This is a genomic window from Lysinibacillus sp. FSL K6-0102, assembly GCF_038003545.1.
Taxonomy (GTDB): Bacteria; Bacillota; Bacilli; order Bacillales_A; family Planococcaceae; genus Lysinibacillus; species Lysinibacillus capsici.
The window spans coordinates 2,056,192-2,078,654 of sequence record NZ_JBBOPH010000001.1 but is presented as its reverse complement, the minus strand read 5'-3'; the positions used below and the strand labels follow the sequence as shown (position 1 = coordinate 2,078,654).

The window sequence follows — 22,463 nt, the reverse complement described above, 5'->3', positions numbered from 1 at the left end:
TCACTCCTTTTCGATTAGCATGGTGAGAACAGATTCGTCATACGCTTCAATAATTGCGGTTGCATCAGGTAAATAATCCTTTGGGTATGTGGCACTAGGAATGATGCCAATGGAAAAGCACATGCCAGCATTTTTAGCAAAGAGCATATCTGCATTCGAATCGCCAATCATCACGGCTTTCTCAAGCGATACTTGAAATTGTTCCTTTGCCACATATGCTAAGTCTGGGAAGGGCTTACTGGAAGTAGCTTGGTCACTTCCTAGAACGAAATCAAACAAAGCTAATAACTCTAGCTGTTGTAAATGAGATTTGGCTCGTGCCGTTTGATCAGCTGTAATCACCCCTAATTTCTTCCCTTTATTTTTTAAGGTTATTAAGAGATTACGAATACCTGGTAATGCCTGTACCTTGCTATTTTCCTGCTGCGATGTGGCTAAGTTGGAAGCTGCTCTCGCAAGTGTTACCCCTTTGCTCCATGGGATTCCCTGCTGATAGAGTAAGAACGCCACGATCGTCTCAGCTTCTTGTATACTTCCAATAGCTAGAGGACTCGTTGGGTCAATCGTTGTTCCATTGTCATTAACCCCTATGTTTCTTAAAAAAGTTTGTAAGGAAAAATAGATCTCTAAGTCTGAATTTTCAGTTAAATTAGCATATAAATTTTTGGCCCAGGCAATCCATAAAGAATCCATTTCTATGATTGTTCCATCCTTATCAAAAATGACCCATTCCACTTTTGTCATAGGAAAACCCATCCCTTTATTTATTCTCGTATAGCCTCTATTGGCGATACTGGTGCTTGCACCTCTACCTGCACTGTAGCGTCCTTCGCAAAGCGTTCCTCTGGTGCATCCTCGTTAATATGGTGTCTTGCCCACACCCAATAATAGATCGTTGCCACAGCAAAAACAGCCAAACAAACGATGAAAAAAGTCAAATTCGCAAAGAAGCTCGCAAAGATAGCAATGACGGCTAGCACAAGTGAGACAATAGGCGTAAATGGATACAGCGGTGTCTTAAAGGTACGTACTAAATGAGGTTCTTTTTTACGCAAAATCAACACCGATAAATTCATCGTAATATACGATACTAATGCCCCAAATGTAGAAATTAAAATTAAATCATCTGGATTAAATAAAATGACTAACACTAACCCGATAAAGCCTGGCAAAATAATGGCCATATATGGTGTCTGACGCTTTTTATGCATCTTCGATAACATGCTTGGCAAATAGCCTGCACGTGATAAAGCATAGACCTGACGAGAGTAAGCCAAAATCACACCCGAAAAGCTTGCAATTAGTCCTACTAAGCCAACAGATGCTAAAATCTGCGCCAACCAATACGTATTTCCAAAAACAGCGGCAATCGCTGCTGGCAATGGATCTTCAGCAACCGTCATGACATCGATGCCAGCTAGCCCAATGGCAACAGTTGTTGTCAAAATGGATAAAATCAGCAAGGTCACCATACCTGAAATTAACCCCTTCGGCATGTCCTTCTGCACATCTCTCGTCTCCTCCGATAACATAGGCAACATCTCGATTGCTAGGAATAGCCACATCGCATAGGGCAATGCTGACCAGATACCTTTAAATCCACCTGGTATAAGATCGCCATTCTCAGGGAATAAATGGCCCACATTAATTTGCGGTAAACCAACGAAATACATTAATACTAATAGCCCTAACGCGATAAAGACAAGCACCATTTCGATTGTGGCGTATTCCTTAATACCAATAATATGAACCCCCATGAACAGAGCATACATAAAGGCAGCTGCCACCACTGTCGGTACGGCTGGAAACAAAAAGCTGATATAGCCCCCAATACCAATCGCGATAATTGGTGCGGCAATGACATATTGCAGCACGACACCAACTCCTGTAATAAAACCGATATAACGCCCCATCGCCCGTCGAGCAAAGGAGTAAGGTCCTCCTGCATAAGGTAACATCGTCGATAATTCAGAAATACCTAAGGTCATCGTTAAATACATAATCGCCATAAATAATGTGGCAATGAGCATTCCTAAAAAACCAGATTGACTTAAACCAAAATTCCAGCCAAAGTAGTTCCCAGAAATCACAATGCCGACGCCAATTGTCCATAAATGGATGGGTGTAAGGGCTTTCTTTAATACGATGATTTCATCCTTTTTCGAAGACATGTTATTCGCCACCTTTTATCGTTATTTAGTTGGTACAGTCTTGATACTTTTCTACATAGGCTTTCACTAAATCATCACTCTGAAGCGTGTAATTTTCACCAAGTAAGCGCGTTGTCTCATTATCACGACTTCCAATCCACGAAATAAGCTGTAGTCTTCTCATTAATATAAAAGTTGGAATCATTTCTTTTTCTGCGTCTGTTAATAATCGAATTTTGCTATAGCCCTTAACCCATGAAGCGATCAACTCATCAAGATAAGGCATATGCTCAATAAAGCTCACCGATGTTGCTAAATCATATAAAAACCACCCAAAACCACAATCATCAAAATCAATCACTTTAATTTCGTCCCCATAGATGAGTAAATTAGCTAAGCGTAAATCCGCATGGATAAGACCAAATCGTGTTTTATCTTTCCCAAATGCCTCAAGCTTCTTTTGAATGATATGTGATGCTTCCTCATATAAAGCGATTCGTGCAGGGGTCATTCCTAGTCCATCCTGCCATCTCGCCCATTTTGGAGATTGACCTAGAATCGTGTCATAGTCCCATGTCATGCGCTGAAAGGCTTGGTAATAATCATGCTGCTCGATTGTGTGTTTATGGAACATGGCTGTAATTTCGCCTAATGTTTCAAATTGCTGAATTAAGTCATCTTCATTATTCTCATCAGGAGCATTGCCCTCCAAAAATGTAAATAATGTGCTATAATATATCGTGTCATTATACGAATGAGCATGTACGTAGTAACCGTCATCTGCTCGCATCGGTAGTGATACATCAATAGGAGATTGCTCATGGAGCGAGTTTAACCAGGCAATCTCCGCTTCGATCTCCTCTTTTTTATGGTAATTTGGTCGGCTGATCCTCAGAATATATTTTTTGCCCTGCCCATCTTCTACGAGATACGTCGCATTTTCGGAATAATCAATCATTTTACAAGATGCTTCTAGTAAACAACTAAACTCCTTTAATGCATCATTTGCTGCTTGATGAAAGTTGGAAAGGACCAATTCTAAATCTATGAAATCCATTTGACCCATCTAGAAAACCCCCTGTTTACTAAATTGACAAGCTTTCTTTCCTTTAATAGCGTGCAAATTTCACAAGCTGCGCTGCTTCTTTTATGCCCGCCTCACATTTTTCAAGCAATTCATCACAGTACGCTTTATCACATAATAGCCCTGGCTTAAATTGCAACACACGTGTATCCAGCATTGAATAAATGGCCCATACACCATGTTTGTACAAGGAGCTCATCACATATTTAGCCCCTTCAGGATGATTAAATTCTAGGCCCATAACAACGCCAAGCTGACGAATGCCCACAAAGAAATCAGGATATTGTTGTTGAATACGCTCTAAACCACTTCGTAGATAACGAGCAACATATTCTACATTCTTTACTACTTCAGGACGTTGGGAGATTTCTAATACTTTCATCGCCACTACACAACCTAGTTCTGCTCCACCAAATGTAGAAATATGGGCTAGTCCATCTTCTTCCATCCAGCCGCCTGCTCGTTCATTGACCACTGTAGCTGCAATTGGATAGATACCGCCACTTAGCCCCTTTGCTGTTACCAGAATATCCGGTTTCACCCCATAATGCTCAATTCCCCACAGCTTACCTGTTCTCATCAAGCCCGTTTGCACCTCATCTGCAATATATAATGCCCCGTATCGTTCACAAAGTGATTTGACATCAGCCAAGTAATTAGCATTGGGCAAGGGGAAACCATATGTCGCAGGAATAGTCTCGATAATTACGCTAGCTACATCCCCTCTAGCAAGCTCTCGTTCCATTGCCGCCAGATCATTGAAAGGTACGTGCACAAATTCATGGGGACTGCCCTCACTTAAAAATGGTTTTGAATAGCGTTCATTGCCAAGCGAAACCGCAAGACCTGTGTGTCCATGATATCCATTTTTAATGGAAATCGTTTTTTTACGTTTTGTAGCATAACGCGCACACTTTAGAGCAACATCAATTGCTTCACTTCCACCACTAGAGAAAATAGAATATGTTAAGCCTTCTGGTGTGCAGGCTGCTAATTTTTCAGCTAACTGTGCACGTGCAGTAGATGGAAAATGATGATTGCCAATGTCAAAATAATTGGTTCCTTCCACTAATGCAGCAATGACTTCTGGATTACGATGGCCAAGGTTATATGTTCCGCCATTGAGATGCGCATTCATTAATTTTTTGCCATCCACATCGTAGAAATAATAGCCCTCTCGTTTCCCGATAACAATATCGACACCATCGATTTGCCACTGTTTCGTTTTTCCTGGATTCCACCAGTCAATTGATTTTTGTAAGGTTGCCTGTTTATTTGCAAAATAGTCCATAGTTTCCACCTTCCTATACATTGACGTCATCCAACATTTCACCTGCAATGAATAATTCCACTTTTTTCTGCTGTAATCGTTCCTGCCATTGTGTGGAGCTCTTTTGATCTGTAATCACCATCGAAACGTCCTCTAAATGACAAATATGCGCAAATGTAGAGACACCAAATTTCGTATGGTCCGCTAAAATAATCGTATTTTCTGCCCGCTCTATTAATTTCTTTGAAATCGCTGCGCCCGTAATATCATAGTCGGTAATACCATCTGCTAACGAAATTCCGCCTGCAGCAACAAAGGCTTTATTTGCCTTTAGTTGATTAAAAAATAAATCAGCTAATGGACCTCCCATAAATTTTTGTCGATGTTCATATTCTCCTCCCGCAAAGAGCACCTTCCCTTGAAAGCATTCTGCGGCTAATGATAGAACTGGGAGTGAATTTGTGACGACAATGACGTTGGGCTTATCACCTAAATAACGAACGATTTCATAGGCTGTTGTACCATGACCGATAAAGATAACATCACCGTCTTCCACAATACTTGCAGCAGCCTTACAAATCCTTCTCTTCTCTATATTGTTAAGTGACGTTTTCTGTTCAAAGGTCCTCTCATACTTTTCCTTTGCCTTCACAGCCCCCCCATAGACTTTGTGTAGAAGCCCTTCCTTCTCCAATCGATCCATATCTCTACGTATAGTCTCGCCTGATACATTTAATAGCTGCTCTGCATCACTTACCTTCACTTTTCCTTCTAAATCTAAAATATCTAAAATCACTTTTTTACGTTCCTCAAACGAAAGAGACATACATCATCACTCCAAACACAAAGTTAAATCCAACAAAATCCACAAATCCAACACTTTATTTCTGTATTTATGTGGATTTGTTTTGAATTTTAAATAATAGTTTAATAATTGTCAATACTCTGAATTTTATTTTCTGTATGATTTTTTCTCTCTAAAGCCACTTATTTCTCTTAAGCGTAAAATGAAAACTCCACAAAAAACCAATTTCAGTTGTCTCCAACTGCTCTCTAAAACCTTTTTTAAAATATTTTTCTACAACTATTTTTTCCCATAAAAAATCCCCCTTCATGGTAGAAACCATAAAGGGAGATGACGAGATTATTTTGTTAATTCCTCTACAAATTCAACAGGTACGTATGTTTTGCCAGATTCTAATAAAGCAGGGGCTACTTTAAATTGGCGAAGCGCTTTATTATAACCATATTCTTTTTGACCTCGCGTAATTGTATACGAAAGGGCTCCTTTTGAAACAATGGCACCTTTTGGCGTTACTTCTACTTTAAAGCCTAGCTTTTCAGCGATTAAGCGTAGCGGCACCATTTTTGTCCCATCTACTTCATAAAAGTCTTTATTGATAATTTCTTGAACCGCTGAATCAACTGGAGCTGGTTTTGGTGTTGGAACTGGATCCACTTCAACAGGCTCTTCCTTCTCAATTGTATCTAATACTATCACTTTTGATGGCGGTGTTTGAGCAGGGATGCTCATCGTTGCGATTGTGTAGAACACCACTAAATGCTGCTCTTTTAAATCGTCCACTTTCACAGCTTTGCCAGTAGCACTTGCTAGCTTCGTGTCTTCCCCAACATTTAACTTGAGGTTATTTTCAGTATCCACTAAATCTTTATTGAAGAAATCCACTTCCACGCTACCCATTTCTTCTGTTTCTACAATGATTACTTCTGGGTTGTATTGTGGTGGATAAATCGCAAGCATCGGCTTCTTGGCATATGAGTAAGCTGACACCTTATCTCCTTTTTGAAGCTTGGCTTCTTTTCCCATATTGTCAAAAACTAATGAGTCTTTATTGGCAATCACAATATTTGTATTGTCACCATCAACCACTGTATAGTATGTGGCATTTTCACGTACTTCTACGTTTTCAACTGTACCTGTCACTTTAATAAAAATAGGCTGCACTTGTTGCTCCGAAGTTTCTGCGTTAATCACAGTAGCCTCTCCTTCGTTCGCTGATGCAGTTGGAGCTCCAATCGCGCCCCCTAATAATAATGCTGACATAGCAAATGGTACGACTTTCGTCATTTTCATACAAAAAGCATCTCCTTCATTTTCCCGAATTCAATAAAGTAGTCGTGTTCACACGAAAAAGGTTACAAACTGTCTCCATTTTTATGGCTAGAGCTTTGCTTCCTCATTTTGAGCTATAGCGATTTGCGAGCGACTTCTCTTGAATATTCGATTTACTAGATGGCGGTGCTTTGCTTTTGGATATTCGCTTCTTCGCAATTTTATTCTCCCCTGATCAAAAGATAAATCTCAGACGATTCAGGATGCGCTGTAAGAAATACTGGTTTTCGCTTTGCTGGGTTCTTAGCTCACGGGCGACGTCGGGGTGGTCAGTGATGACGCCGCTGACATTTTTTTCGATAAAGGTTTGCAGGGAGCGATCGTCATTGAGTGTCCAAACAAATAAATCGGTCGGATGTTGCTTCAATTCTTGGATAAGCTGCTCCGTTACCCAGGATTCCTCCAGTGCGATAAAATCAACATTTTCCTCCATCGGTCCAATATTGAGTGCATAGACAATACCGACTCGCAAATTCGGCACCAATTTTTTTAATTGCGTCATTTTCTGTCCATCAGCGGATTGCACATAATAGGAATCTAGCACCTTGTATTTTCGTAGCTTCTCTACTAATTTAGGTAAAACATCTTCTGTTTCTTGACCATGCACCTTTAATTCGATTAGAAGCGCCACATCTAACGCTTTGGCAATTTCAATACAATCATCTAATGAAGCAATTTTATCGCTAAAGCCATTTTGATGAATGGTTAACGTTTTTAGTTCGCTCAGGGTCATATTCGCAATAACACCATTTTTACCTGCTAACCTTCGTAATGTTCGATCATGGAAGACGACGAATTCCCCATCCACCGTTTGTTGAATGTCGATTTCAATTAAATCTGCCCCCGCATTGGCTGCACTCACCAATCCACTAATTGTATTTTCTACATTGCCTGCTACATAGCCGCGGTGGGCAATAATTTTGGTATCTGGCGCATAGACACTTTTCTCTAATGAATTGATATTCATCATACTTAATACGAGAAACACAATGCCACTGATCAATAGTAATGGCTTATAGTGCCGCTTCCGATGTGTAGTTCCGCTCAATTTGCCTATAACTAGCGTATTATACGTGATGGCGACCATAACTTGTGAAAACATCGCCTGTAATAAACTAAATAGCACCACAAAGACCATTTCTAAAAAGGCTAGTGTCAGCCCAGCCGTAACCAAGGCTGCACTTGGCATTAAACGTTCAATTAAATAGAGGGGAAACGTAGCGACCACTGTGATACCAAGCATCATCAACAGATGACCTGTTAAAAGCATAGCTAGTAGCACGACTAGTTCAAATAATCCACGCTTGGAAAATCGCCAGCTTTGCTTAAAAGAACGCAAAATAGAGATGTTCGGCTGGATTGTAAAGATAGGTAACGTTAAGATGCTTCGAATACCTATCATCACGATAATGCTTGCCACCGCAGCATATGCTAGCCTACCCGCTCGACTACTCATGATTTCTTCAGTTAGAAAATGTGGTAGGGAGATGGATTGAGTCAATGTAAGGGGTAGCATAAAGGAAGCTAGTGGCATTAATAGTGCTAAATAGACGATGAGAAATAGAACTTGCACACTAAAAAAATAGACAACCTTGCGATTTAATTGTTGCCATAAAGGAAGAAATCGGTAGCGAAGTCCTCGTTGCTGATGAAAGGCCATGAGAAATAGAAAGCCCATCTCATAATATACAAATAATAAAAACAGCAAAATTAATAGACAAATCATTATCATCACAAAGGGATGCGTCACAAAGCTTTGCCAATTTTGCTCAGTAATATGTGTAAACCCTGTTACTCGTAGCATGAGCTTCAAAACGATAGAGGTTACAGGGATCATTAATAAAAACTGAAAGATTCTAATTAATGCGAAAACCTGTACATAATCGAATCGATAAACATAAATATTATGGACAGCCTGTCGCATTACTTGTCCTGCCTTGTGCACATACTCACCCCTATCATGCTGTTAAAATCGCTCACTACTAACGTATGTTTTGACTGCTATGACCCATTCCTCGAAGCCAATAAAATAGCACTCCTCTATACCAAAGTAGGCGTCAATTTTTGTATTAATCGTGACATTCACCATTTTTTTGAAACTTTTTAGCAGGCCACCCTGTATATAACTAGATACCCGCTACAGAAAGGAGCGCAAACATGAAATTCAACCTTGGTGATATCATTAGTACAACCGTTCTTTTATGTATGTTTCTAGCGATCTTTTTCGTAATGATCCATATGATCAAAAAAATGAAATCCACTGCCCCTGTGTCTCCTCCACCAACCATGCAACAGCAAGTAGAGGACTTATCAAAACGTGTGTCAACCCTAGAACAACAAGTAAAACAATTAACTGACAAACAATAGTCCCATAAAAAAATCGCTGGGAAGGATAACCTTCTCAGCGATTTTCATATACTATCTGACCATTCACAACCGTACATGCGACTTGAATGTGTGGAAGCTGCTCCATCTCTACCGTAAAAACGTCTTCTTGTAAAATCGTAAAGTCTGCAGCAAAGCCTTCTGCAATTTTGCCACGCATCAATTGCTGTCCAATGATTTCAGCCGCTCCTACTGTATACAAACGGACTGCCTCAAATCGGGAAATTTTCTCATGAGGGTTATAGCCATCATGTGTTTCCTCAAAATTTCTTCTAGTGACAGCCGCATAAATACCATGCAACGGGTTTGGCACTTCAATTGGCGCATCACTGCCGCCTGCGACAATCAGCCCTCTGTCAAGAAGCGATTTTAAAGGATGTAAGCCCTGTGCGCGCTCCTCTCCAAGTCTCGATAGCTCTGCTTGGTATTCTCCCTGTACAAACTGCGGCTGCATATCCACTGCCACTGGTAATGCAGCTAGCTTGGCTAATAGTTCCTCATCGACTAAGCTACAGTGAATTACGCGATCAAGCTGACCTTCCTGAGGAGGATATGCCGCAAAAACGTCTAAAATCGTGTCGATTGCTAAATCCCCAATGGCATGCACGGCAACGGTTTGTCCATATTGACGTGCCAGCTGAACATAGCTTGTTAATTGCTCAGTTGTATGAATAAGCATCCCTGCATTGTCCGAATCATCGCAGTAAGGCTGACGTAGTGCAGCCGTACGACCTCCAAAGGCTCCATCAATAAAAATTTTCATCGCACCAAACTCCAAAAATGGTGAGGAAGCTAAATCCATCTTCGCAACCTCTTCAAAGACTGTATGATGCTGTAATACATGCACCTTAAAGGATTGCTGTGCCTCTACTATTTTGCGATAAGCCTGAATCGGCTGGCTTGGCGGTCCATAATAGCTTAAATCCTCTGAATGTCCCCCTACTAAACCATAGGATTGCAATGAGGTCACCGCCTTTGTCAGTGCATCCTCAATATAAGCAGGTGTAATATGTGGCATCTGGTTAACAATTAAATACAATGCAGCATCCTTTAGGATCCCTGTGAGCTGACCATCTACTTTGTCAATGACACCCCCCTCTGGCGAAGGAGTCCTATTTGTAATTCCTGCAAAAGCGAGTGCCTTGGAATTGGCTAGAATCAAATGATGACAGCTCCGTTTAATGATTAAATGAGCATCTCCAAGGGCATCTAGCTCTGCTAAGGTCGGAAAAACGGGCTCTTCAAATTGGTTTTCATTTAGTCCAATCGCAATGACCCATTCATGTGCTGACGCCTGAGCCATTCGCTCCTGAAGCTTCACAAGTAACGCCTCTTTACTCGTAACCGCCGATACATCAAGATGCTTGAGTTTTTCTCCGTAGCCAATAATATGTAAATGGCTGTCGACAAAGCCTGGATACATGATATTACCCTCTAAATGTTGGATAGAAGCAGCTAGTGGCGACAAGCTCTCCACTGAGCCTGTCGCCACAATTTTTCCATCTTCAACAAGGACTGCATCCACTGTTTCACCAACCTGAGCCATCGTGTAAATCTTACCACCTGTCCATAATGTTGCCAAAACAATTCCTCCCATGTCCTATGCTATTGCTTCAATTAAGTGCGCTCTTTCTAAGCGACGCCGAACGATCACACCAATCCATGCTGCAAGTACCGCTTTGACGATACCAACCACGATAAATGGTGCAACACCACCCATAAAGGCAGCTGTCCATGTATAATCTGCTACAATTTTTAACCACACTGTCCCAAACGCTAATGTAACAATCATCCCAATGATATTCGCAATAATAGCTTGAGTAAATGTAATACCAAATTTATCTAAGTATAAGCCCATAATAATGGCTGTGGCAAGGAAGCCTACAATATATCCACCTGTTGGACCAACTAAAATTCCTAGTCCACCTGACATACCGCTAAATACAGGTAAACCTGCTGCCCCTAGTAAAATATATAATAGAACAGATAACGTGCCTAATCTTGTCCCTAAAATCGTCACGATAATTCCAACCGCTAACGTTTGACCTGTAATCGGGATAAGTGGTAGTGGGATTGTTACCTGTGCTAAAACTGCGATTATTGCTGCCCCAAATGCTGCTAACACATATTGATATGTACTTCCTTTTTTCAATGTAAAAAGCCTCCCCTTGTGCGTTAACTAATAATAAAAATAAGTTAACACAAAGATAAAGCAAATGAAAACCATTGTCAATCTATTTTAGAATAAAAAAAGAAATTGCTAGATTAGCCTAGCAATTTCTTGCCAAAATCATTACCATAAAGGTTCATTCATCGGGTCTTTCTCTTGTAGCTTAAACACATATGGCGCAATTTGATAATGGTAGAAGAACATGCCCACTAAAAAGAAAATGAGACCGATAACAAAATGATGGAAAACATACTGTAGCATAATCAGCAGTGGCACTGGCATCGTCATTACACCACTGATTTGCATGGATTTTTTTGTGCGATATTGTTTTTGTCCACAATGAGGGCACACAATTTCACTATTTTTGCGATATAATTTACGTGCATCCTTCTCAGACCAACTCTCCCCACATTCAATACAAACAGGTAAACCATACCCCTTTTTCAATAGATAGCGTTTGACAATAAATGTAGCGCCTATAAAAATGCTCAGTAAAATCATTCCTCTTACATAATCCGAAGCAAATAGTGACCACCAATGCCAATTATCGGACTGTAGGCTAGCCGCCTGATGGCCTGAACCCTGTTGCCCCTTCTGTTGTGTCAAGATATAGCTAAAACCGATAACAAAAATAGTAAAGGTTGCGAACACGATGCGATACGTCCATTGACCATCTGCTTTACGTTGAACTTTTCGTCGTGCTTTTTCCGCGATTACTTGTTTGCGCTGCTGTGAGAGCTTGACATCTTGTAGCTCCTTTAATAGTTCCTCTTTAAATTGATTCATGGCGTAGCACCTCCCAATCAAAGTCACCCATTGCTGTTGCTAATTGTTTACGAGCTCGCTGTAATCTTGTGCGAATCGTTGCTTCCGGACATTGTACAAGCTGTGCAATTTCCACTGTCGACATCTCCTCAAAATAATACAAAATCAAGACCTCTCGATAGGCAACTGATAATGCAAACAGTGCCTCCACCAGCTCTTTTTTTACAGTTTTCTCTAGCATCTCCTTTTCAGGTGTCATAGCTGTTGTGCGCCCCGTGATCTTTTCAAACAATGTCAGTCGTTTACTTTTCCAACTTCGTAAATAATCGTGACTTCGATTAACCGTCATTTTCACTAAATATGTACGTAAGGATGCTTCCTGACGAAACTGTCCCTGCTTTTGATAAAAGGCGATGAACACATCCTGCACGATGTCCTCCGCCGTTGCCTTATTTTTTACATATAGATAAGCGACCTTTAGTAAGTAATCACCGTGCTCCTCGATTATCTGTTCAATAGCCATCATTGCCCTCACCTACTTTCTACACTACTGACGGTCGCCGTAACGAATGCGATTCATTTTATCAAAAAAAAATCCGTAATTTTTAAATCATTACGGATTTCTTCAAGCTAAATACCTATTTTTTGCATAGTAGAGACAACTTTGACCATTCGATCGTCTAAATCGGTGCCTGTGAATCGAGGCAATCTCAATTCATTCACGATAGCACCATCAGACATAAAAAGGATACGCTCTGTTCTTGCGGCAATCTTTGGATCATGGGTCACAAGCATCACCGTTGTGCCTTCACTATTGATGGAGGCTAATAAATCCATGATTTCCTGAGCAGACGTTGAATTCAATGCGCCTGTGGGTTCATCTCCAAAGATCACCTGCGGGTTGCTAATCAAGGCCCGGCAGATGCCTGCCCGTTGAAGCTGCCCACCAGACACTTGTGTAATATCTCGCTTTGCCAAGTCTGCAATCCCCATTTTGTTCATGATCTGTAGTGCCCTTTCTGTCAAGGCCCTGACATTTTTTCGCTCATCACGCATCGCAGGTAACAGGATATTATCGAGGATATTTAAGCTTTTTAGAAAGGTCGGATGCTGAAAGACAAAGCCCATTTTCGTTCTACGCAAATCAGCCAGTTCTTTGTCACTTAATGTCGTTAAGTCCATTCCATCAAAGATGACCTGACCTTGATCAATACTGTCCATCCCGCTAAGGGCATACAACAGTGTCGATTTACCACAGCCTGATGGGCCCATGATGGAAATAAACTCCCCTTGATTGATGGCAACTGATACATCCAGTAAAACGGGATGCTGTTCTTTGCCTACTTGAAACGTCTTTGCTATTTGCTCACCACTTACGATATTCATAGGTTCTACTCCTTTATATGCTCAATAATTTTTACCTGCCCTGCCCTTGACGTACCAAATAGCGTAGCTAGCAGAACAACGCTTGTAAGCGCTAGTGGGCAAAAAACATACGCTGCTAGTGGGTTAATCATAAAATCAAAGGAAGCCGCTCCGAATGAGGCAATGACCGTACTAGTTAAATATTCACCTAACGTGTTTGCGAGCAACGTCCCCATCGAGATAGCAAGCAGTAATACAAAAATCGAACGTGCAGCATATTGTGTAGCTATATCGACATTCGTGAATCCCAATGCCTTCATGATAGCGATGGGCGCTTGATCCTTCGCAATCAGCATATTCATAAATAATAATGTCACGAGCACACACAGCAATAAGGCAATGACGAGTGCTGCACGAGCTGCCTTTTCGATGGCATGAATCGTCGTACCAAAAGTTTGATAAATATAATCATCAATACCTGACACTTTGGCAAATGAGAAGGTTTTTGCATATTCCGCCCTTTTATCTGCAACAAGAGATGGATCTGCCATCGTACTATAGACGACACTCCACATGCTATCCGTAGACTGGTCAGAGAAAGCTGCCTTCGCAGTCTTGCCTCCATTGGTAATATCTGAATAAATACCGCTAATCCTCAAATTTTTCTTCTGTCCATTAATTACCACTGCTAAACTATCGCCAACCTTTTTTTAAAGCTCCTCTGCATTGAGCACCGAAAGTGCCACTTCATTAGGAGCAACTGGAGCCTCTCCGTGTGCATATTCTAAGGGAAAAATCGTATGGTCACCCAGCTCTATTTTTAGGTTTTGCGCTGTTCCGTCCTCAGCAATCGTTGTGAATTTTTTTGTTGTCAAAACAGTGTAATTCTTAATGGCTGTGTCATGCTCAAGCCTATCCATCACCGCTGCCACCTGTTGTTCATTTTGCTTGCCTTGTGGGATATCAATTCGGATGTCACTGTTTCCAATACCCATATACGTAATAAAGCTTTTAGCTGCAATTGTGTTGTGTAAGTTTTGAGGGACGATGATAATAAATGTTGCCAATACTAATACTGCGAGCATTGTCGCATAAAGTGTTTTTCGTGATAGCACATCCTTTATGCCAAGGAAAAGATTAATCGGTAGCCTTTTATTGGCGCTGAGGTTCAATAATTTTGCATGTTGCCCTTTTCCTTGCATTGTGCCAAAGCGCAGAGCCTGCGTGGCTGATAGCTTGCGAAACTGTTTCAGTACCGATTGTACATAGCCCATAATCACGATAAACACGAGCAACAACCCCAGACCCGTGAACAACCAAATGAGTGAAACTTTGTCTGTTTCTCCCATGAACAGACGGATATTTTCTAATAGAATATCTCGAAGGAAGTAGGAACAGGCAAAACCGAGCATACAACCAATCACAGCTATAACGCCATATTTGGCTAGATACATTTTCTGAATATCTGCCACTCGTAGGCCAATTGCTTTCATCACACCGATTTCTCGAGTATCCTCTTCAATTTTAGTGAGCAATGTAAATCGAATACACATAAACGCAATAGCGACTACAAGGACACTGATGAGCAAGATCACAGCAATCATAAGCCCATCTGATATGGCATTCAGCATTTGAAAAAGCTTATAGGTAATGGTTGGTCCATTTGCTTCTAACCCTGCACTTGTATAGGCTTCCTCAAAATTCTTTAAATCCGCCAAATTTTTCAAACGAAACTCAATTAAATATTCAACTGTTCCCGCTTCCTGGATTGCTGCATAATCTTGTTCACTGACAAGAAAGCGTTTGGAGGAAGCCAGCATTGAGTTCATCTGTGAATCCCTTAGAAATCCAGCTATTGTAAAGGTTTGATCTTGAACGATGACAGTATCCCCCAAGTCGGCAATACCGTCCTTCCAATAGCTTACAGGTACATAAATATCACCATTTGCCACTTCAATCACATGACCATCAAGATCAAGTAAATAATCAAATTTCTCACTTTGTGTGCTGAAACCATTGTCCTGCACACTATGTGCCAATGTGGTACCCGCAATATGGATCTTTGAGCCCTCCACATTTAGAAATTCATTCATTTGATATTCATCTACATATTTATTTTGCTCTGCAAATTCAGAAAGCCGCACTTGATCGATTTCCCCTGCATGCATCTGAAGAAAATGAGACGTTTCTGCTTGTTTCATCAGTGTGTCAATTGCGCTTGTCAAATGGACCATAAGTACTGCTGATAGTGTGACAAGTAAAGCTGCTACCGCCACAAATAGCATGGTCATACCTGTAATTAGCTTGCTATTTGCCATATCATTTCGCACAATTTTCCAATACATAAGTCACCTCTTTGTATATTGTTAATCGCCATCAAATCTAACAAGACCTAAAATATTTAGTTCGGACTGCCTTCTCCTTTATTTCCAAACATTTGCATCATATACAATAAGCTACCACTTTCCACCCCTAGCATTCGTTCAATATTAAAAATCAATGCCGGAATACGAGCAGCTCTTTCCTCATCTGTCATCAAGACGAGATCATCATCGAATACCGTATTGGTATAAGCGATAATCATTTCCATACACTCATAGGGATAAGGCGTTTGGTAAATACCTTGCTCAATGCCCTCCCGAATAATGGCAGTAAGGATTGGTGGCACTTGATTGATGACCACTTGCTGTATTTTACGGTGCATCAAGGCATTTTGCGGTCTATGAACATGCTCCATCATTTCCTGTCCACCCTGTTCATTTTGCATATTCAATGCCATGACAACGCGCAATATCCGCTCATTTACAGCTATAGTCTTGTCTGCTGCAACGGTTTTCGCCTTTGCGAGCATTGTGCTTGTATAACGCTCAATGAGCGCATCCATAATGTCTTCCTTAGATTTAAAGTGATAATAGAGGGTACCTCGAGCAATGCCTACTTTTTCCAAAATATTACTCGTACTAGTGCCATCAAATCCCTTCTGTGCAAATAATTCATCCGCTGCATCTAATATTTCATTTCTGCGTTCTTCCGCTTTTTTTATTTCTCTCATAAGACAACTCCTTATAATTGACCGACTGCCTGTCGATATATCTTTTCTTTATCCTAGCATAGGACTACTTCTGTTGGCAATATTTTCTACAAAAAAAGAATCTGCTTTACGCAGATCCTTATTTTTGTAGTTCCTCGTTCTTCCGATATTCCAAAATATCGCCAGGCTGGCAATCCAATGCCTCACAAATAGCCTCTAATGTTGAAAAGCGGATGGCTTTGGCCTTGCCGTTTTTTAAAATCGAAAGGTTCGCCATCGTGATGCCAACTTTTTCTGAAAGCTCTGTAACACTCATTTTTCGTTTCGCCAGCATTACATCAATGTTAATGATCATTGCCATAGTATTCACCTCAAACCGTTAGATCATTTTCTGATTTGATATCGATGGCATTTTTTAGAAGCTTTTGCAGCACAGCAGCAAATACTGCCACGACAAAGGAAGCAAAAATAATGACCATTCCGATAAGGATAAGACCTGGGGCATCGTCTACTTCCGCAGCATAGTATATCAGTGGCATGCCAACCACGTAAACACTACTAATAATAATTGCACAATATTTGATCTTGATTAAAGCTTTGACAGACAGCTCTGAAAATGCAATGTTTTGGTCAATATAGCTTAATAGTTTGATCGTCGTAAATAGCGCAACAAAATAAGCAATAGCCGTTGCATAGACGCCAATTAAAGCAACAATGGTTAAAATGGGAGAATGCTCCACTGTATTCAAAGCAACACGAGGCACCACCCATACACATAAGGCAAGAACGGGTATACCTATTAGAAAAACAGCTATCTTTAAAAAGAGCGTTTCTCGTTTCATCTTACGCACCTCTTTTATTTATTCTCCTGTTTAATTTATCATATAGTTTATCGTTTTTCAATAAATTTTTATTCCAATTCAAGATACTTTATAACACCCATTATTTGGTTTACTTTACTTTTTATTGTGCTATAATCAATCCAACCATTGAAAAGGGGGTATTCGATGATTTATTCGCCAACTGAAAAGACGATAGAAACGACACGTTTAATACTTCGACTTTTTACGCAAGCAGATGCACAGGAAGTAAGTGTTTTATGTAACAATTATGCAATCTATAAAAGCACATTGAGTTTACCTTATCCTTATACATTAGAATGTGCATTATCATGGATTTCCACGCATCAACAAAACTTTGAGGAAAATCGAAGTTACGAATTTGCGATAACAGACAAACAAAGTGGACAATTATATGGAGCGATAGGACTGTCAAATCAATCCCAACATCAAAGAGGAGAAATCGCTTATTGGATTGGAGAGCCCTATTGGGGTAATGGCTACGGAACAGAAGCTGCTCAAGCGATGATTGAATTTGCCTTTCAGGAGAAACAGTATCATCGTATTTATGCCCGGTATTTCCATTCCAATCCCGCCTCTGGGAAAATTATGGAGAAATGTGGCATGCGCTATGAGGGAACATTAAAGGATCATATTTATAAAAACGGTACTTTTGAAGATATTGTGTTTTATGGCTTGCTTAATCCATCACACTAGCAACACGTTTACGAAAGAGGCACTTCCCTCGTAGATATGCCTCTCTCTCTTTTAAATACCATTTCCCACATCGCAATAATGATTATAGTGCGTAATTTGGTTGCGGCCGTTACGCTTTGATTTATAGAGCGCTTCATCCGCATGCTGGATAAGCTCTTCTACTTTCTGAATTTTGCCATGATCATTCGTACTGACACCTATACTAAATTCCAACTGAACCGTTTGATTATTCACTGTTAGTGACAGTGCCGTTAAGGTTTGATACAGGTTGTCAGCCAATGTTTGCACTGATTCACCTTCCTTTACTTGACTCAACACAATGAATTCATCCCCACCAAAACGGGCAACAATGGACTCAAAGGGCTGAAAATAGTCCTGTAAAGTTTTGGCTGTATTCGTCAAAGCATCATCGCCAAATAAATGGCCATTCATGTCATTGATTTCTTTAAAATGGTCTAAATCCACCATCATCAGGGCCAATTGCTGATGATTTTCAGTCGCCTTTTCGACCATCTTTTTGGCCTGTTCATCAAAATAGCGACGATTGTAAATATTCGTCAGAGGATCAATATAGGCATTTTTTTCAAACTGCTTCTTATGATCGTTATATTCCATTTCAAACAATACATGTGAATAGTTTTCACGCTGGATTTCTAACAAAATATTTATATATTCCTTTTGTATCGCACATAATACAATTTTATTGCCTTGCTCCTCAATTAGCTTCACTAAAGAATTATAAATTAGTTGAAGTAAAGAAAGGTCATTGTTTTGTAAAGCATAATGCTTTGTCTTTTGATATAAATCTATGGCCTCACTTATACGTCCCTGTCTTTCACACAGGAAGGCATAGGCATTGAGTACCTCAAGTTGTACTTTCGAATAGGGTGGATGATGAATCGTTGCCATTAATTCTTGTAATATCGTATTGGCTTCCTCAAATTCTTCAAGCCAAATAAGTGCAACAGCTAGGTTTGTCTTCGGATGGATAATCCCTGTATAAGGCTCTTTATGCTTTATTTCAAACGCATTCGCATAATATAAACTCTTTAAGGCAAATTCCTTAGCTGTCCGATAGCTTCCCATGGATATTTCTAAGTCGCTCAGATTGTTATAGATTTTCCCCATGCTCTCCACGTGCTGAATTGCTTCAGCAATTTTTAAGCCTTTCAGCATCAACTCTTCTGATTTCTTTAAATGACCAAATGTTCCCCAATAAATGGCTGCTAAATTGTAATATTGAATTAAATCAATATCGTTGCCATGTTGAAAGGTTAACTCACGATATTGTTCAAGGACACTTATAGAAAGCTGTAAATCACCCGTTTGAAAATAACTGGCACAGCTATAACGTAATAGAAGGATAGCCTTATCGTACATTTCAAGCTTAATGGCACTTTCAATTGCGGCACTACTTATTTCTATATATTCTAAAAAACGATCCGCATTATATAACTCATTAAGCGTAATCCATAGTTCTTCAAATTCTTGTGCGTTCATACCGCCCCTCCTTTTCTTCATCCTTACTTCTTTAATACTACCTTTGACCTCAAAATATTACAATTCTTTGGACTCATTTATTTTTTCAACATTAAGTAATTCAGCCTAATAAAGAAAATCACTGTGTATTTTTTCCTACATTCAATTAAAGGTTATTTTAACATGGTACTTTCACTATAATTTTCCCCTAAACAAAAAACAAGCCTCTTTCAAGAGACTTGTTAAGATTCTTCTATGCCTAGGATGGCTATTAATGCCTTCGCTCTGTTGGCACTAAGGTGAATTTCTCCGCTTCCAGCCTTTTGGAGATAAATTGAACCGCCATAGCCCTTCCACATTTCAATACGGACGCCTTCTACTTCAAATGAATATTCGGGTGGCCTTTTCATATAATTTGCGGGCTGCCAAGGGATATCCTGTAAAAACTGAGCGACCTCTTTGTCATTTTCTAGCTCAAGCTTTTTTGTAATGGTTTGCTCTAGCTTTTCCAGTTTAGATAATAAACCATAATTTCTTACGACCCCGTTTTCCTCTATACTGCCTGTTCCCATAGAAGTTAAAGTAATATAATCCCCCTGCTTGACAGGAAAATCATCCAGCACAGGATACCAATTGGCCTGTTCATATTTTTCAGCAAGCTGTTCTTCCGTCATATGATCAAGGTCCTCGGGAATCACTCCTTCAATAAATAAGAAAACATTCGCTTCAACCTCTGCAACTGTTCCGACCATTGAAGAGCCATGTGAATTGGTCCGTAATACGATGTTATGCTCCTCTTGAAAGGCTGTTGCCTGATCAGTATAATGCGCTTGGAAATATCGTTTGGCATCAATATTGGCTACTTCTTGGTAAGCATAAAAAGTTGGATATTTTTCTTTATAGAAGGCATATAGCTTTGTTCGCGTTGTATACATCGGCAGTAGGGGCTCGAGATATGTTTCAACATATTGTTTCGGTGCTAATCCCTGAAATAGTGCTTCGTATTCAGATGCTTGATAAAGCATTTCCAACTGTTCTACCTGCTTCTTTCTCTCCGCCTCGAGCTCTGCCTTAGAATAATCAATTCCTAATGATTTCGCAAAATAGTAGGCGGCAACGAGCTTCTCATACGATAGATAGGCTTCCTCTTTATAAAATTCCTGCTCTTTCCCTGGCCACATTAGCCGATTAATACGTTCGAAATGCTCAAGCTGTCTTTCATGAAATAGTGAGGTTGTTTGCTCTGTTTCGTTCGTAAGAAGCTGCACCATCATAAACCCCACCACACAAAGTGTCAGTAGGATGGTTAATAGAGTGAAACGAAAAGGCTTCCTTCTATTGATAGACTGTTGTAGTACTTGTTTTTTGACTCGTTCTTTGCTTGCTGTCATATCACCAGCGACATTGAGTAATTCCTTCTGTATCTCATTCATGTCTAAGCACCTCCCATTCCTCCTGCTTTAGATGAGGCTTTAATGCTTCTCTTGCCCGCTTCAGTCTTGTTTTCACCGTATTCTCCGCAATGCCAAGTAGCTGGGCAATATCACGAATTTTCATTTCTTCAAAATAATAAAGGATAATAGGCTCCCGATAGGTAAGTGAAAGCTTTAAAATAGCTGCACCAATGTGTGACCGTTCCTCTGCTGCCACAAGCTCATCTCGTTGTCTATTTCCCTGAATAGGAAATATTTTTTCTTGTAATAGTAATTTCTTATAATGCCAGCTTTTTAAATAATCCTTGCTTTGATTAATCGTTAGAGTGGATAAATACGCACGCAACTGCCCACTTTCTTCATAACCACGCTGAGAAAATTTAATAAAGACCTCTTGCACAATATCCTCTGCGGTTTGTCGGTTTTTTACATAAAAATAGGCGAGACGTAATAAATGTGCTGCATGTTCTTCGATCATTTCCTCAAGTATGCCGTCCACCTCCCCTTCTTACACTATAAACGACTGCCACTGAATGACCGTTTCATTTTTTTAAATTTTTTCCTCAAGCACCTTGACCTTGGAGCATACTCCAATGTTAGGATGAATTTAGGAGGTACTTACATGAAAATTAAACAATTCGCCGAGAAATTTCAATTAACAACTGATACCGTTCGCTACTATGAAAAAGAGGGACTCTTACAGCCGCAAAAACAAGACAATGGCTACCGTGTGTATGATGCCATGTGTGAACATACAATGAAATTTATTATCGTTTTACGTCAGCTAGGCTTTACGCTTCAAGAAATTAAACATTTACTGACACTCGAACAAAAGCCTATTTCAACAGCATGTAATGAAGAAACGGTACAGCTATTTTCCACAAAGATTGCCCAAATTGAGCAGCAACTACGATTCTATCAGCATGCGCTTCATTCGTTACAACTGACAAAAACATTAATGGCTGACGGACAATTTGAAGAAAATCAAGAAAAAATTGCCTTACTCATTGAGGATATGTATCAAAATTTACTGGAAGGTCGTGGTTAAATGTCACTACGTAAAATCATCTCAATCGAATATATCCTTGCTTTCATCATCACAGCTTCTTTCTATGGTCATCTAAATTTTCCTTGGCTTTATTTTATTGTGTTTTTATTGTTCCCAGACATCACCATGGTTGGCTATCTCATCAATACAAAAATAGGCGCTCTTTTCTATAATACGGGGCATAGTTTTGTGCTACCTGCCATGTTGATGGTGATTGGTTTACTAACGACTACATCAATACCTCTGATGGCTGCCCTGATTTGGCTCGCACATATTTTCTTAGATCGCGCACTTGGCTATGGTTTAAAATATGATGACGCTTTTAAGAAGACACATTTACAGCAGATTGCGTAATGAGGAGGAAAGTATGACTAGCCATTTAACACTGCGATTTTTAGTAGAAATGGGTTAGAAAAATCTCCTAATTAAATGCTCTCTTGGGGTAGGATTACCATTATTCATCATCGGAATATAGAGTTGCTCTCTTTAAGCTAGCTGTTCTTGTTTTGTATAAAACAGGCAGAACACTAATTCCAAGCATGGTCATTTTCAGTCAACTAGTCTCCTTTCTCTTGCATCAAAAAACCAGCCGC

22 protein-coding genes and 1 pseudogene are annotated in these 22,463 nt (G+C 40.0%); 4 read left to right on the top strand and 19 right to left on the bottom strand.

Translation table 11 applies throughout. The annotated features are described in order from the left end of the window. From NYE73_RS10285 to NYE73_RS10255, 7 genes are all read right to left on the bottom strand, one after another. Entirely contained in the window at nucleotides 1-744 is a 744-nt protein-coding gene (locus NYE73_RS10285; protein WP_259948896.1) for an HAD family hydrolase, read from the bottom strand. Nucleotides 745-764: 20 nt separating this feature from the next. Next, entirely contained in the window at nucleotides 765-2,171 is a 1,407-nt protein-coding gene (eat, locus tag NYE73_RS10280; RefSeq protein WP_048390427.1) for an ethanolamine permease, read from the bottom strand. Nucleotides 2,172-2,196: 25 nt separating this feature from the next. Then, nucleotides 2,197-3,216: a phosphotransferase enzyme family protein gene (locus tag NYE73_RS10275; RefSeq protein ID WP_259948893.1), complete on the bottom strand. Its 1,020-nt coding sequence runs from the start codon at nucleotides 3,214-3,216 to the stop codon at nucleotides 2,197-2,199. Nucleotides 3,217-3,259: 43 nt separating this feature from the next. Then, complete coding sequence (locus tag NYE73_RS10270; RefSeq protein ID WP_259948892.1) at nucleotides 3,260-4,525, bottom strand: class-III pyridoxal-phosphate-dependent aminotransferase; 1,266 nt, start codon at nucleotides 4,523-4,525, stop codon at nucleotides 3,260-3,262. 13 nt (nucleotides 4,526-4,538) lie between these two features. Continuing rightward, nucleotides 4,539-5,330, bottom strand: coding sequence for a DeoR/GlpR family DNA-binding transcription regulator (locus tag NYE73_RS10265; RefSeq protein WP_004229022.1), 792 nt, complete (start codon nucleotides 5,328-5,330; stop codon nucleotides 4,539-4,541). 318 nt (nucleotides 5,331-5,648) lie between these two features. Further along, a complete protein-coding gene (locus NYE73_RS10260; protein WP_259948890.1) occupies nucleotides 5,649-6,599 on the bottom strand; it encodes a copper amine oxidase N-terminal domain-containing protein in 951 nt (316 codons plus the stop codon). A gap of 214 nt (nucleotides 6,600-6,813) precedes the next feature. Continuing rightward, nucleotides 6,814-8,583 (bottom strand): glycerophosphodiester phosphodiesterase, encoded by a 1,770-nt coding sequence (locus NYE73_RS10255; protein WP_259948888.1) that lies wholly within the window; start codon nucleotides 8,581-8,583, stop codon nucleotides 6,814-6,816. Nucleotides 8,584-8,795: 212 nt separating this feature from the next. Here NYE73_RS10255 and NYE73_RS10250 point away from each other — a divergent pair, with 212 nt between their 5' ends. Beyond that, nucleotides 8,796-9,005 (top strand): hypothetical protein, encoded by a 210-nt coding sequence (locus NYE73_RS10250; RefSeq protein WP_048390417.1) that lies wholly within the window; start codon nucleotides 8,796-8,798, stop codon nucleotides 9,003-9,005. Between the two features lie 34 nt (nucleotides 9,006-9,039). On the opposite strand, the gene NYE73_RS10245 is transcribed toward NYE73_RS10250, so the two are convergent. The 9 genes and pseudogenes from NYE73_RS10245 to NYE73_RS10205 form a co-directional block, all read right to left on the bottom strand. After that, nucleotides 9,040-10,605: an amidohydrolase gene (locus NYE73_RS10245; protein ID WP_259948885.1), complete on the bottom strand. Its 1,566-nt coding sequence runs from the start codon at nucleotides 10,603-10,605 to the stop codon at nucleotides 9,040-9,042. 18 nt (nucleotides 10,606-10,623) lie between these two features. Continuing rightward, the gene (locus NYE73_RS10240; RefSeq protein ID WP_004229030.1) at nucleotides 10,624-11,175 is read right to left on the bottom strand and encodes a biotin transporter BioY; all 552 of its coding nucleotides are present in this window, start codon (nucleotides 11,173-11,175) and stop codon (nucleotides 10,624-10,626) included. A gap of 141 nt (nucleotides 11,176-11,316) precedes the next feature. Beyond that, nucleotides 11,317-11,979 (bottom strand): TIGR04104 family putative zinc finger protein, encoded by a 663-nt coding sequence (locus NYE73_RS10235; RefSeq protein WP_259948883.1) that lies wholly within the window; start codon nucleotides 11,977-11,979, stop codon nucleotides 11,317-11,319. Then, entirely contained in the window at nucleotides 11,966-12,484 is a 519-nt protein-coding gene (locus NYE73_RS10230) for a sigma-70 family RNA polymerase sigma factor (RefSeq protein ID WP_259948881.1), read from the bottom strand. Before NYE73_RS10230 ends, NYE73_RS10235 begins: the two co-directional genes overlap by 14 nt. Nucleotides 12,485-12,588: 104 nt before the next feature. Next, nucleotides 12,589-13,344 (bottom strand): ABC transporter ATP-binding protein, encoded by a 756-nt coding sequence (locus tag NYE73_RS10225; RefSeq protein ID WP_259948878.1) that lies wholly within the window; start codon nucleotides 13,342-13,344, stop codon nucleotides 12,589-12,591. 5 nt (nucleotides 13,345-13,349) lie between these two features. Beyond that, nucleotides 13,350-15,668: pseudogene (locus NYE73_RS10220) on the bottom strand (ABC transporter permease). Between the two features lie 56 nt (nucleotides 15,669-15,724). Beyond that, nucleotides 15,725-16,375, bottom strand: a complete 651-nt coding sequence (locus NYE73_RS10215) for a TetR/AcrR family transcriptional regulator (protein ID WP_131519867.1) — start codon at nucleotides 16,373-16,375, stop codon at nucleotides 15,725-15,727. A 118-nt stretch (nucleotides 16,376-16,493) separates the two neighbouring features. Then, nucleotides 16,494-16,715 (bottom strand): helix-turn-helix domain-containing protein, encoded by a 222-nt coding sequence (locus NYE73_RS10210; RefSeq protein ID WP_004229042.1) that lies wholly within the window; start codon nucleotides 16,713-16,715, stop codon nucleotides 16,494-16,496. Nucleotides 16,716-16,725: 10 nt separating this feature from the next. After that, complete coding sequence (locus tag NYE73_RS10205) at nucleotides 16,726-17,196, bottom strand: DUF2975 domain-containing protein (RefSeq protein WP_048390401.1); 471 nt, start codon at nucleotides 17,194-17,196, stop codon at nucleotides 16,726-16,728. Between the two features lie 165 nt (nucleotides 17,197-17,361). Between NYE73_RS10205 and NYE73_RS10200 the strand changes: the two genes are divergently transcribed. Then, entirely contained in the window at nucleotides 17,362-17,910 is a 549-nt protein-coding gene (locus NYE73_RS10200) for a GNAT family N-acetyltransferase (RefSeq protein ID WP_004229045.1), read from the top strand. Between the two features lie 51 nt (nucleotides 17,911-17,961). On the opposite strand, the gene NYE73_RS10195 is transcribed toward NYE73_RS10200, so the two are convergent. The 3 genes from NYE73_RS10195 to NYE73_RS10185 form a co-directional block, all read right to left on the bottom strand. Next, complete coding sequence (locus tag NYE73_RS10195; protein WP_259948872.1) at nucleotides 17,962-19,410, bottom strand: tetratricopeptide repeat-containing diguanylate cyclase; 1,449 nt, start codon at nucleotides 19,408-19,410, stop codon at nucleotides 17,962-17,964. Between the two features lie 221 nt (nucleotides 19,411-19,631). Beyond that, nucleotides 19,632-20,822, bottom strand: coding sequence for a hypothetical protein (locus tag NYE73_RS10190; protein WP_259948869.1), 1,191 nt, complete (start codon nucleotides 20,820-20,822; stop codon nucleotides 19,632-19,634). Beyond that, nucleotides 20,815-21,321, bottom strand: a complete 507-nt coding sequence (locus NYE73_RS10185; RefSeq protein WP_259948866.1) for a sigma-70 family RNA polymerase sigma factor — start codon at nucleotides 21,319-21,321, stop codon at nucleotides 20,815-20,817. Before NYE73_RS10185 ends, NYE73_RS10190 begins: the two co-directional genes overlap by 8 nt. 123 nt (nucleotides 21,322-21,444) lie before the next feature. On the opposite strand from NYE73_RS10185, the gene NYE73_RS10180 reads away from it, so the two are divergent. Both NYE73_RS10180 and NYE73_RS10175 read left to right on the top strand, forming a co-directional pair. Continuing rightward, nucleotides 21,445-21,870, top strand: coding sequence for a MerR family transcriptional regulator (locus tag NYE73_RS10180; RefSeq protein ID WP_048390393.1), 426 nt, complete (start codon nucleotides 21,445-21,447; stop codon nucleotides 21,868-21,870). Next, nucleotides 21,871-22,224: a DUF4260 domain-containing protein gene (locus NYE73_RS10175; protein WP_259948861.1), complete on the top strand. Its 354-nt coding sequence runs from the start codon at nucleotides 21,871-21,873 to the stop codon at nucleotides 22,222-22,224. Nucleotides 22,225-22,463: the final 239 nt, after the last annotated feature.

Excerpts from the sequence above, each read along its gene's own strand:
- NYE73_RS10285 (WP_259948896.1), bottom strand. The coding sequence starts at position 744 with ATGACAAAAGTGGAATGGGTCATTTTTGATAAGGATGGAACAATCATA.
- eat (WP_048390427.1), bottom strand. The coding sequence starts at position 2,171 with ATGTCTTCGAAAAAGGATGAAATCATCGTATTAAAGAAAGCCCTTACA.
- NYE73_RS10275 (WP_259948893.1), bottom strand. The coding sequence starts at position 3,216 with ATGGGTCAAATGGATTTCATAGATTTAGAATTGGTCCTTTCCAACTTT.
- NYE73_RS10270 (WP_259948892.1), bottom strand. The coding sequence starts at position 4,525 with ATGGACTATTTTGCAAATAAACAGGCAACCTTACAAAAATCAATTGAC.
- NYE73_RS10265 (WP_004229022.1), bottom strand. The coding sequence starts at position 5,330 with ATGTCTCTTTCGTTTGAGGAACGTAAAAAAGTGATTTTAGATATTTTA.
- NYE73_RS10260 (WP_259948890.1), bottom strand. The coding sequence starts at position 6,599 with ATGAAAATGACGAAAGTCGTACCATTTGCTATGTCAGCATTATTATTA.
- NYE73_RS10250 (WP_048390417.1), top strand. The coding sequence starts at position 8,796 with ATGAAATTCAACCTTGGTGATATCATTAGTACAACCGTTCTTTTATGT.
- NYE73_RS10235 (WP_259948883.1), bottom strand. The coding sequence starts at position 11,979 with ATGAATCAATTTAAAGAGGAACTATTAAAGGAGCTACAAGATGTCAAG.
- NYE73_RS10230 (WP_259948881.1), bottom strand. The coding sequence starts at position 12,484 with ATGATGGCTATTGAACAGATAATCGAGGAGCACGGTGATTACTTACTA.
- NYE73_RS10225 (WP_259948878.1), bottom strand. The coding sequence starts at position 13,344 with ATGAATATCGTAAGTGGTGAGCAAATAGCAAAGACGTTTCAAGTAGGC.
- NYE73_RS10215 (WP_131519867.1), bottom strand. The coding sequence starts at position 16,375 with ATGAGAGAAATAAAAAAAGCGGAAGAACGCAGAAATGAAATATTAGAT.
- NYE73_RS10210 (WP_004229042.1), bottom strand. The coding sequence starts at position 16,715 with ATGGCAATGATCATTAACATTGATGTAATGCTGGCGAAACGAAAAATG.
- NYE73_RS10205 (WP_048390401.1), bottom strand. The coding sequence starts at position 17,196 with ATGAAACGAGAAACGCTCTTTTTAAAGATAGCTGTTTTTCTAATAGGT.
- NYE73_RS10200 (WP_004229045.1), top strand. The coding sequence starts at position 17,362 with ATGATTTATTCGCCAACTGAAAAGACGATAGAAACGACACGTTTAATA.
- NYE73_RS10195 (WP_259948872.1), bottom strand. The coding sequence starts at position 19,410 with ATGAACGCACAAGAATTTGAAGAACTATGGATTACGCTTAATGAGTTA.
- NYE73_RS10190 (WP_259948869.1), bottom strand. The coding sequence starts at position 20,822 with ATGAATGAGATACAGAAGGAATTACTCAATGTCGCTGGTGATATGACA.
- NYE73_RS10180 (WP_048390393.1), top strand. The coding sequence starts at position 21,445 with ATGAAAATTAAACAATTCGCCGAGAAATTTCAATTAACAACTGATACC.
- NYE73_RS10175 (WP_259948861.1), top strand. The coding sequence starts at position 21,871 with ATGTCACTACGTAAAATCATCTCAATCGAATATATCCTTGCTTTCATC.